The organism is Aquificaceae bacterium (assembly GCA_037722135.1).
GTDB lineage: Bacteria > Aquificota > Aquificia > Aquificales > Aquificaceae > Pampinifervens > Pampinifervens sericum.
The window spans coordinates 1-10,016 of the sequence record JBBKAW010000022.1 but is presented as its reverse complement, the minus strand read 5'-3'; the positions used below and the strand labels follow the sequence as shown (position 1 = coordinate 10,016).

The 10,016-nt window shown below is 41.9% G+C and carries 14 protein-coding genes; 8 read left to right on the top strand and 6 right to left on the bottom strand.

Annotated elements, in window-relative coordinates:
• The first annotated feature begins 23 nt into the window (after window positions 1-23).
• Genes WKI49_01625 through WKI49_01595 form a run of 7 tightly spaced genes read left to right on the top strand, consistent with a single transcriptional unit; the run spans window position 24 to window position 4,843 of the window.
• A complete protein-coding gene (locus tag WKI49_01625) occupies window positions 24-344 on the top strand; it encodes an MTH1187 family thiamine-binding protein (protein MEJ7621202.1) in 321 nt (106 codons plus the stop codon).
• 29 nt (window positions 345-373) lie between these two features.
• Complete coding sequence (locus WKI49_01620) at window positions 374-610, top strand: hypothetical protein (GenBank protein ID MEJ7621201.1); 237 nt, start codon at window positions 374-376, stop codon at window positions 608-610.
• 12 nt (window positions 611-622) lie between these two features.
• On the top strand, window positions 623-1,552 hold the full coding sequence (fabD, locus tag WKI49_01615; protein ID MEJ7621200.1) for an ACP S-malonyltransferase: 930 nt from the start codon (window positions 623-625) through the stop codon (window positions 1,550-1,552).
• Window positions 1,549-2,616, top strand: a complete 1,068-nt coding sequence (locus WKI49_01610) for a hypothetical protein (GenBank protein MEJ7621199.1) — start codon at window positions 1,549-1,551, stop codon at window positions 2,614-2,616. Before fabD ends, WKI49_01610 begins: the two co-directional genes overlap by 4 nt.
• Window positions 2,552-3,478, top strand: coding sequence for a DNA adenine methylase (locus tag WKI49_01605; protein ID MEJ7621198.1), 927 nt, complete (start codon window positions 2,552-2,554; stop codon window positions 3,476-3,478). Before WKI49_01610 ends, WKI49_01605 begins: the two co-directional genes overlap by 65 nt.
• Window positions 3,478-4,371, top strand: coding sequence for an acetylglutamate kinase (argB, locus tag WKI49_01600; protein MEJ7621197.1), 894 nt, complete (start codon window positions 3,478-3,480; stop codon window positions 4,369-4,371). The genes WKI49_01605 and argB overlap by 1 nt, the downstream gene beginning before the upstream one ends.
• A gap of 49 nt (window positions 4,372-4,420) precedes the next feature.
• Window positions 4,421-4,843, top strand: coding sequence for an SCP2 sterol-binding domain-containing protein (locus WKI49_01595; GenBank protein ID MEJ7621196.1), 423 nt, complete (start codon window positions 4,421-4,423; stop codon window positions 4,841-4,843).
• On the opposite strand, the gene truA is transcribed toward WKI49_01595, so the two are convergent.
• The 3 genes from truA to WKI49_01580 are packed head-to-tail and all read right to left on the bottom strand — an operon-like array spanning window position 4,840 to window position 6,967.
• Entirely contained in the window at window positions 4,840-5,562 is a 723-nt protein-coding gene (truA, locus tag WKI49_01590) for a tRNA pseudouridine(38-40) synthase TruA (GenBank protein MEJ7621195.1), read from the bottom strand. The two genes, WKI49_01595 and truA, sit on opposite strands and share 4 nt — an antisense overlap.
• A 9-nt stretch (window positions 5,563-5,571) precedes the next feature.
• Complete coding sequence (ybeY, locus tag WKI49_01585) at window positions 5,572-5,991, bottom strand: rRNA maturation RNase YbeY (GenBank protein ID MEJ7621194.1); 420 nt, start codon at window positions 5,989-5,991, stop codon at window positions 5,572-5,574.
• On the bottom strand, window positions 5,957-6,967 hold the full coding sequence (locus WKI49_01580) for a PhoH family protein (GenBank protein MEJ7621193.1): 1,011 nt from the start codon (window positions 6,965-6,967) through the stop codon (window positions 5,957-5,959). The genes ybeY and WKI49_01580 overlap by 35 nt, the downstream gene beginning before the upstream one ends.
• Window positions 6,968-7,192: 225 nt before the next feature.
• On the opposite strand from WKI49_01580, the gene htpX reads away from it, so the two are divergent.
• A complete protein-coding gene (gene htpX / locus WKI49_01575) occupies window positions 7,193-8,065 on the top strand; it encodes a zinc metalloprotease HtpX (GenBank protein MEJ7621192.1) in 873 nt (290 codons plus the stop codon).
• Here the strand turns inward: htpX and WKI49_01570 are convergent.
• The 3 genes from WKI49_01570 to WKI49_01560 are packed head-to-tail and all read right to left on the bottom strand — an operon-like array spanning window position 8,062 to window position 9,963.
• Window positions 8,062-8,445, bottom strand: a complete 384-nt coding sequence (locus WKI49_01570; GenBank protein ID MEJ7621191.1) for a hotdog domain-containing protein — start codon at window positions 8,443-8,445, stop codon at window positions 8,062-8,064. The two genes, htpX and WKI49_01570, sit on opposite strands and share 4 nt — an antisense overlap.
• Window positions 8,417-9,031 (bottom strand): phosphoribosylanthranilate isomerase, encoded by a 615-nt coding sequence (locus tag WKI49_01565; protein MEJ7621190.1) that lies wholly within the window; start codon window positions 9,029-9,031, stop codon window positions 8,417-8,419. Before WKI49_01565 ends, WKI49_01570 begins: the two co-directional genes overlap by 29 nt.
• Window positions 9,032-9,039: 8 nt before the next feature.
• Window positions 9,040-9,963, bottom strand: coding sequence for a Ppx/GppA phosphatase family protein (locus tag WKI49_01560; protein ID MEJ7621189.1), 924 nt, complete (start codon window positions 9,961-9,963; stop codon window positions 9,040-9,042).
• Window positions 9,964-10,016: the final 53 nt, after the last annotated feature.

Below are 10,016 nucleotides of genomic sequence, written 5' to 3'. Positions count from 1 at the left end.
GAATAGTATAAAATATTTAAGCCATGAGTGTGCTGGTCTTTGTGAGTATGACACCTTTGGGTAAAGGAGAAAGCGTCAGCGAGTATGTGGCAAGGGTTGTGGATATAGTAGACAGGTCTGGACTGCCCTATGTGCTTACTCCTATGGGGACCATAATAGAGGGAGAAACATGGGATGAGGTCATGTCTGTTTTGAAAGAGGGCTTTGAAGCTCTAAAAAAAGACTGTCCTCGCATATCCATAACTATGAAGATAGACTACAGGGAAGGAAAGTCTGGAAGAATTTTCAGCAAGGTAAAATCCGTAGAGGAAAAGATTGGAAGGGAAATAAAGAAAACAAGTTAGAGTAGGCTAAGAGGGTTTATAATTAAAGCATGCAAGGAAGACCTCTTTTACCCAATGAGCTTGAGCTTTTCAAAAAAGCCCTTGGCATAGGACCTCACAACTTCTGGAGATGGTCATCAAGGACGAGAAACTTCAAACTGCTTACTGACGGAAAGGTGGTATGGGTTGAAGGGACGGAAGAAAACATAGGAAAATCCATGCCCGTCCACGAAGCCACCTGGTGGAGCTGGGAGCTTATAAGGGAAAAGCTAAAAGATATAGGTTAAAATAAAAAACTCATGGGAAAGTTAGCTTATGTTTTTCCGGGACAAGGTTCTCAATATGTGGGTATGGGGTATGACTTTTATAGGGAGTTTTCTGAGTCTGCGGATGTCTTTCATAGTGCGGAGACCGCCCTCAGATACAACCTTACAGATATCATCTTTAAAGGACCCGAGGAGGAACTAAACAGAACCGTAAACACCCAACCTGCCATACTTACCACAAGCCTTGCCATATACGCAGCTATGAAGGCAAGGGGTTTTCCAGAGCCAGACTTTGTGGCTGGACACTCGCTTGGAGAGTATACCGCACTTGCGGTAGCGGGTGGTGTGGAGCTTTTTGAAGCGGTCAGGCTTGCAAACCTTAGAGGCAAATACATGCAGGAAGCAGTGCCAGAAGGATTGGGTGCCATGTATGCGGTTTTAAAATTGCCACCCGAGAAGGTAGAAGAAGCCTGCAGGCTCGCACAAGAGTATGGTGTGGTAGAACCAGCCAACTACAACTCTCCAGAGCAAACAGTGATATCTGGAGAAAAGACTGCGGTGGAAAAGGCGGGTGAAATTGCCAAACAGATGGGTGGTAAGGTAATACCTCTAAAGGTTTCTGTGCCTTCGCATTGCTCCTTGATGAAGCCTGCAGCGGACGCCTTTAGGCTTAAGCTTGCTCAAACTCCTATAAAGAACATAAACATACCAATAGTCCAAAACTACACTGCAAAAGCCAACACAATGGCACCTGAAATAAGAGAAAACCTATACAGGCAAATATTCTCACCAGTAAGGTGGTTTCAAAGTGTGCTTTATATGGTAGAGCAGGGGGTGGACACCTTTGTGGAAATAGGACCAAAGAATGTGCTTTCTAAACTCATCCAACAGACAGTGCAAAATGTGAGGGTTTTTAACGTAGAAAAGGTAGAGGATTTAGAGAAGGTTTTGAAGGCTATATGATAGTTCTAACGGGTTATATAGAAAGTGGTCTCTCTTATAAACAGATAATGAGGGGACGTATAGATTCTATAGCTTTTGAAAGGTTAGATGTAAATAAGCACATAAAATTTATTACTGAAATAGATGGTGAGAGCATGGCTGTATGCAAATGGGTTTCTCCAAAAAGAACAAGAAGTTATCCATATGCAAGGGTTTACGATATACTCTCGCAAGATGTTTCAAAAAAGGTTGCTATAATACCAGTAGTTAAGGACGAGGGTAAATATGGAGATAGGGACTTTTTGCAATGGGATACTATCTCTTTGCTAAGCTTATTAAATGTTTTTATAATACCAGCGTATTACTGTGCTGCGGATAAAAAAGGGTTTAAATTAACAAATCAAAGATTTGAAGAAGATTATATAAGGAGTAAGTTAATTGAATTATCTGCCTATAGATATAATGCACTACACTGGAATATAAAAGAGTTCAAGAACCTATATGCTATCGTGGATAAAATTATAGAATGTTATAGAAACATTTTTCGTAAACTAAATGTTGAGCTCCACGATGAAAAAGGTATATTGCGATATAGGGAAGAAATATCTAAGAACTTGGAAGACTTTGTTCTATATTCCAGAAACAAGGCATTGAAAGCTCAGCATAGAGAGGTAAATACTATACAACCTAAGGAAAAACTTGAATACAGAAAAGCTAAAATAGATATAGCTAACTACTTAGGAGGACTTTATCATTTTACTGTAGACGAGGTAATAATAACCAAAGAGGAAGTTATTCTCATGGAAAGTAAACATTCAAAAAACAAAATTTTTCCAAGTATAGAAGATGTTAAAGATGCTTTGCTGAAAGTTATGCTATATAAAAGTATAAGCAAGTTAGAAGTTAACGGTAATCAATTTCCATTTTCAGTAGCTTTGAAACTCACTACAGAAAAGAAAGATGCACCTATAAGTTTAGAAGAGGCTGTAAAGAAGTTAAATGGTAGGTATAAAGAGTTTTATGAGGGTTTATTGGAAGAAGCATCTATTAATGATTTTAGGATTTACTACCATGCGGTTGGTTAAATCCCCTCTTAGATACCCCGGAGGCAAGTCAAAAGCGGTAAATTTCTTATCCAAATTCGTGCCTAACTTTAGGGAATTTAGAGAGCCTATGTGTGGTGGAGCAAGCATGACTTTGTATTTTGCTCAGATAAAGCCAGATGCGAAATACATAATGGGTGATATAAACTATGACTTGTATTGCTTTTGGAAAACGCTTAAGGAAATACCAGAAAAGCTCATAAAGGAAATCAGGCTTATAAAATCCTCTTTTCTTGATGGTAGAAGGCTCTTTGATGAGCTTATGGGACGAAGAGAAAGGCTAAATAGCTGTTTTGAACGTGCAGTTGATTTTTATGTGCTTAACAGAATAACCTTCTCTGGAACGGTGGATTGTGGAGGTTATTCAGAGTCCGCTTTTAGGAAGCGATTTACAGAAAGCTCTATTGAAAGGCTTTTTGAAGTTAGCAGAGTTTTGAAGAAAGTTGAAGTGGTTTGGGGTGATTACGAAGAGCTTCTTACAGCGAAAGGAGAAGATGTATTTGTATTTCTTGACCCACCTTACTTTTCCGCACAATCTTCTAAGCTGTATGGGAAGAGAGGCACTCTTCACGTTAGCTTTAACCATGAAAGACTTGCAGAGCTCATAAAGGATTGTAAACACAAGGTTATGATAACTTACGACAACAGCCCATACATAAGGGAACTGTATAAAAACTTTTACTTGCTGGAATGGAAGCTAAAGTATGGCATGACAAACTATGGAAGAAACTATCTTAGAGAAGGAGACGAGCTTTTGATAACTAACTATCCTCTTGACAACTTTCTTAGCAGTCTAAAAAGACAGCACCTTCTTTTTCAGAAGGTGGCAAAATATTACGCATGATAGAGCAGTATATAGAAAAGGCTAAGACTTTGCAGTCCGCTCTACCTTACATAAGGGAGTTTTATGGAAAGACCTTTGTTATAAAGTATGGTGGCTCGGCTATGACAGAGGAAAGCCTAAGAGAGAGTTTTGCAAGAGATGTGGTGCTTCTGAGGTATGTGGGTATAAGGGTTGTGGTGGTTCATGGAGGTGGTCCTCAAATAAGCCAAACCCTTGAGAGGTTTGGGGTAAAAGCTCATTTTGTTGGCGGAATGAGAAGGACTGACGAAGACACCATTCATATAGTTGAAATGGTTTTATCCGGTGATATAAACAAGGACATAGTGGCGCTTATAAACATGCATAGCGGTCAGAATATATACGCGGTGGGTCTCTCTGGCAGAGATGGGCAACTTATAAGGGCTAAGAAATTGGATAAGGAAAAATACTTCACAGAGCTCGGTCTTGAAGTGCCAGAGGAAGATATAGGCTTTGTGGGTGAAGTGGAAAGTGTAAACACAGAGCTACTCCATGCACTTATGGAAAAGGGTTATATACCAGTTATAGCTCCTATAGGTGTAGGTGAAAGGGGAGAGGCTTACAACATAAATGCGGACTTGGTGGCTTCAGAGGTTGCAAAAGCACTCAAGGCGGAAAAGCTCATCTTTCTAACAGACACAGAAGGTGTAAAAGACGCCCAAGGAAAGCTCATACCAACACTTAACAAGGACAAGGTTTACGAGCTTATACAGCAAGGCGTTATAAAAGGAGGCATGCTACCAAAGATAAAGAGTGCTATAAAGGCACTGCAATCTGGTGTTAGAAAAGTCCACATAATTGATGGTAGAGTTCCTCATTCCATACTTTTAGAGGTCTTCACTGAAGAAGGTATAGGGACAGAGATAGTGGAATAAGCATATAAACACATTCATATGTTTTATTGAAAAATAACAAACTTTTTTTATGGACGGAGAGTATGCAAAGGCACTGTGTGAAGCATGGAATAAAACGCCACAGCTTTTCGAGCAATTGGGAAAAAGTGAAAGCTGGGTTGCAGTTCCCGAGAGGAAGATATTCCTTTATAGGGAAGACTGCGGAGATACCAAGCAAATACAACTCACAATAAAAAATGAAGGAGGTAAGGCGGTTTGCGTTTACGGAGGACCTGCAAAGGACAAAAGGGGCAAGGATGACTTTCTTATGTATGCGGAGACAAAAAGGTGGTTAGAGATGGGGAGGAAAGAATATGGACCTATGAGGGCAATGATGTTAGGACGGCTCAAGTTTGAAGGACCGAGAGGTGTCGCCATGAAAAACATGGGACCCTTTGAAGCCTTTCTTGATATACTGGATAATCCACCACACGATGCAAGCAGGTGTCCCTAAAGTAATACCTTCTCAAGGGTAAGTCCCTTAGCCTTTGCAGTGTAGGGGCACTTGCCCTTTCCACTTAAGAACTCTTCTATGTCCTTTGGTTCAAGTTTTCCAAGTCCCACATATACAAGACTTCCCACAATTCTTCTAACCATATACCTGAGGAAGTTTCTTGCCTTTATTCTAAACTCTATAAGGTCTCCCTTTCGTATTAGACTTGCTTCTTGAATGTGTATGCGAGTTTCCTTTTCTTCTTCAAGTTTAGCAAAGGCGGAAAAGTCATGAAGTCCTTGAAAAAGACCAACTATGGATGCCATCCTTTCAAAGTCAAGTTTGTAGGGAATTCTCCAGCAGAAGGGTTCAAGAAAAGGGTCTCTCGCATGCGTGTTTAGAATTCTATACAGGTAAACCTTACCCTTTACATGATAACGAGCATTAAAGCCTTCTTGTATCCATACCTTTTTTATGCCTACGTCCTCCGGTAATAGTGAATTTAAAGCCTTTAGAAGGGTTTCCGTGTCAAAAAGCTTCTCTGATGGAAAATTAGCCACATACTCTATGGCATGCACGCCAGCGTCGGTCCTACAACAGCCTGTTAGTTTGATTGGGTGCTGGAATATCTTCTCCAAGGCTTCTTTTAACACTCCTTGGACAGTCCTCAAATTAGGTTGAACCTGCCATCCATGAAAGTTTGTCCCTACAAAGGAAAGGAGCAAAACATAGTTAGGCATAGGATAGGATTATAAACTGCTTGAAAGACTTTCTATAAGCCTTTTTTCCAATTCCATAAAATGCTTCTCTTCCTCTTCTCCAAGCTCATGGTCATAGCCCAACAGATGCACAAAGCCGTGCACCAAAAGCCTTTTTATCTCTTCTTCAAGGCTGTGCCCTAACTCTTTTGCTTGCCTTTTAGCAGTGTCTATAGATATGACTATCTCGCCAAGAAGTTTGTATCCGCCTACCTGCTCATCGTATATAAAAGAAAGGACGTCCGTAGCCTTGTCCTTGCCTCTAAAGTTTTTGTTTAGAAGTCTTATAGTCTCATCATCTGTTAGGTATATACTTAGCTCTATACCTTCCAAGCCTTGAATATCTAACAGCTTGCCAACTATATCTCTAACCCATCTAATCCTTACCTTTCCCTTCTCCTTCCTTATCAAGACTTTGTTTTTCCTTTGCTCTTTCAAACTCTTCATAGGCTTTTATTATCCTTGCAACTATAGGATGTCTAACCACATCCTCGTCCTTAAACCACACAAAGCTAATACCTTCTATACCTTGCAAAACCTTTATGGCTTCTACTAAACCCGATTGCTCCCTTTTAGGAAGGTCTATCTGCGTTATATCACCTGTTATAACTGCCTTTGAGCCAAAGCCTATGCGTGTGAGAAACATCTTCATCTGCTCTTTTGTAGAGTTTTGTGCTTCGTCCAAGATTATAAAGGCATCGTTAAGGGTCCTTCCTCTCATAAAGGCAAGAGGTGCTATCTCTATTATGTTCCTCTCGAGCATATAAACCGCTTTATCGTAATCTACCATGTCATAGAGGGCATCATAAAGGGGTCTAAGGTATGGGTCTACCTTTTCCGCTATACCACCGGGCAGAAAACCAAGCTTTTCTCCAGCCTCTACCGCAGGTCTGGTAAGTATTATCTTGCTAACCTTGTTCGCCTTTAGGTGTGCCAGTGCCATCGCCATAGCAAGATAGGTTTTACCTGTCCCTGCAGGTCCAATGCCAAAGACTATATCGTTGTTTTTTATGGCATCCACGTATATGCTTTGAGTATGGGTCTTGGGCATTATGGCTTTTTTCCTGTGGGTTATGAGTATTATTTCTTCTTTTGGAGCTTCTTCCTTTTCAAGCTTTAGCCGAACGTAGTTTTTAGCTCTCTCCTTTACTTCCTGAGGAGTCAGCGTAGAGGTTCTTAGCTCCCTTATTATATCCTTTAGAAACTCGTATACCGCACGGACTTTGTCTTCTTCCCCCCTTATGAATATTTCCGTTCCTCTTGCAGATATCTTTACATCAAAGAGTTGTGAAAAATACTTGAGGTTTTCGTCCCCTCTTCCAACTATAGCATAAAACTTTTCATCAAAACTTCCAAGGTCAAGCCTTTCTTCTACTCTATCTATCATTGCTACCTTAGCATTTACCCCTTAAAATATAAACCATATTTTCTCAAAATCAAGTCTGAGCTTTGTCATTTATGATTGACCGTTCACCGTATTGTGTGTATATTTAATAACATATATGGCATGGACTAAAACCGCCTGCTGGGGCAGTCCATGCCTAAAAAAGGCGGGATATAAATACCCCAGCCCAGTCAGCCTTATTAGGGCTGTCTGGAAAAGGAAAGGGAAATGAGCTACGCGATAAGGAGTGTTATACTGCTTGGAGTTTTGACTGGTCTTTTCCTGTTTGTAGGCAATCTAATTGGTGGTAAGGTTGGAATGACCATAGCTCTTTTGCTGGCAGGCATTATGAACTTCATCGCCTACTGGTTTTCTGACAAGATAGTGCTCGCTATGTATGGTGCAAGGGAAATACCATACGAGGAGGCTCCATGGCTTCACAGAATGGTAGAGGAGCTTGCCCAGAGAGCAAATATACCAAAGCCTAAAGTATACCTTGTTCCAATGGAACAGCCCAACGCCTTTGCTACAGGAAGAGGACCTTCTAACGGTGCGGTGGCGGTCACTTCTGGCATACTCAGGCTTTTGAACGAAAGGGAACTAAGAGGTGTGCTCGCTCACGAGATTGCACACATAAAGAACAGAGACGTGTTGGTTGCCACTATGGCGGCTACCATAGCTGGTGCCATATCTTACCTTGTAAGCATGCTACAATGGGCTCTCCTATTGGGACACTCCAGAGAAGGCGAGAATAACAACAACCCCCTTTCTCTTATAGCAAGCATAGCTATGATAATCATAACACCCATAATAGCCACAATTATCCAAATGGCTATATCTCGTTCAAGGGAATATATGGCGGATGAGACTGGTGCAAGGATTTCTGGAGACCCTCTTGCCCTCGCCAGTGCTCTTGAGAAGATACACAACTATGTGCACCAAATTCCAGCGGAGGTTAACCAAGGAACCGCTCACCTTTTCATAGAGAATCCTCTCTCTGGTCAAGGTATATGGGAGCTTTTCTCCACACACCCATCCACAGAGAAGAGAATTGCAAGACTTAAAGAGCTTGCAAGGCAGATGGGAATGTTTGCATACTAAGATAGCACGTGCTTTTCCGGAACTACGCAGAGGAACTCTCCCTCTGCCACCTTCTCTTCTCCTCTTTTAACCTCCACAAGAACCCATCGCTTTTTACCCTCTGCCTTTGTAAGCCTTCCCTCTGCGATTAGCTCATCTCCTACTACCACCGGCTTTAAAAACTTTATAGTTGCCTGTGCCAATACCACCGTTGGCTCGTTTACCGTTGCCATGGCACAAAAGTCCGCAAGAGAAAAGATAAAGCCTCCATGCACGAGACCCTTCTCGTCCGCCACCATCCTACGGTCTGTCTTTAGCTTAAGCACCGCAGAGCCTTCAGAAAGTTCAATAATCTCACCGCTAAGGCTTGTGTCAATCTCCAAGTGCGTTCTTAACTGCATGGACAAACTCCTCCATTTTTTTATGGTCTTTTATGCCAGGGCTTATCTCTATACCAGAAGAGACATCAACACCGAAGGGTTTTACAGTTTTTATAGCTTCCCTAACACTTTCAGAATTCAAACCACCTGCGAGAATTACCCTAAAGCCTCTTTCCACGAGCTCCTTTGCAATGCTCCAATCAGACCTTTTGCCACTTCCACCGTAAGATGCTGAGCAAGCATCAAGAAGCACCGCATGTGCCTCTTTCCACTCCTCTTGGACCTTGAGCCCCGGACAGCTCCTAAAGGCTTTTATAACCCTTTCTATGCCAATTTCCATGGCAAAGTCCAGGCTTTCCTCTCCGTGAAGTTGAATAAGCTCAAAGCCCATCTCTAAAGCCTCCTTTGCCTCCTCCAGGGTAGGGTTTACCATAACCGCCACACTTTTAGGACCCTTTACAGCCTCAAGAAGTTTCACAGCCCTATCCATCTCCACATACCTTGGACTTTTGGAATAGAGTATTATGCCTAAGTAATCCACCCTTAGGCTTACCGCTTTTTTTATGTCCTCTTTTCTTGTAAAACCGCAGAGTTTTATTCTTACCATGGAACTCCCTATAGCTTGCCACTTGTGTTGTCCTTTTCCAAAAGCTCCTCCACGAGGAGACCTTCCTTTAGCCCCCAGTCGCTTATTTTTATTTTGTTTTTGCCAAAAAGCACCATGCTCCTGTAGAATATCACAAGCCCAGGAATTATCACCTTTGCCCTCTTTGGCTCTATATGGGGAAAATTGGCAATGCGATCCCTTTCCTTCATAGAGCTTAGTGTCTCAAGCCAAAACATGAGCCTATCTAAGGAAAGCTCCTTTCCATGAATATCCTTACCTCTGTAGGGATATATACCGTATTCAATGGCGGTTATGGTGGTTATAGTGCCACCAAGACCCACAAGCTCATCGCAAGGCTGGACTACTTCTCTTATATGCTCGTCAAGGAAGTTTTTCAGAGACTCAAGCTCGTAGTTTTTTGGTGGGTCGCTGTGGATAAACTCTTCTGTGAGGTTTACAATTCCAAAGGGAAAAGACCTTATGCTCTCTATTTGAAAGCCTCTACCACACACAAACTCCGTAGACCCACCCCCTTGGTCTATGATACAAAACCTTCCAGAGGGTCTAAGAGAATAGGCTACAGATAGAAAGGCATACCTTCCTTCCTCCTCAGGGGTTATAACCCTCAGTTCAAGCCCTGTGAGAGCTTTTAATCTTTCTAAAAATTCCCCTGCGTTTTTTGCCCTCCTTAGTGCTTCCGTCCCCACTATCTTTATGCGTTCCGCTCCAAGTTCCTTTGCCTTCTGGAAAAACTCCCTTATAACCTCAAGGCTCTCTTCTATCCTGTCCTGCCTTAGGAGACCACTATCCTTTAGGTCTGTTGCCAAGGCTGTTATTTTTCCCTCTTCGTGGATAAGCTCTAAACCTGCATTAACTTCTGCTACACTGAGCCTTATAGAGTATGAGCCTACATCTATGCTGGCAACTTTCATGGTGGAGAGATATTATAATATTATTGTAAGGAGAGGTGACCGAGTGGCCGAAG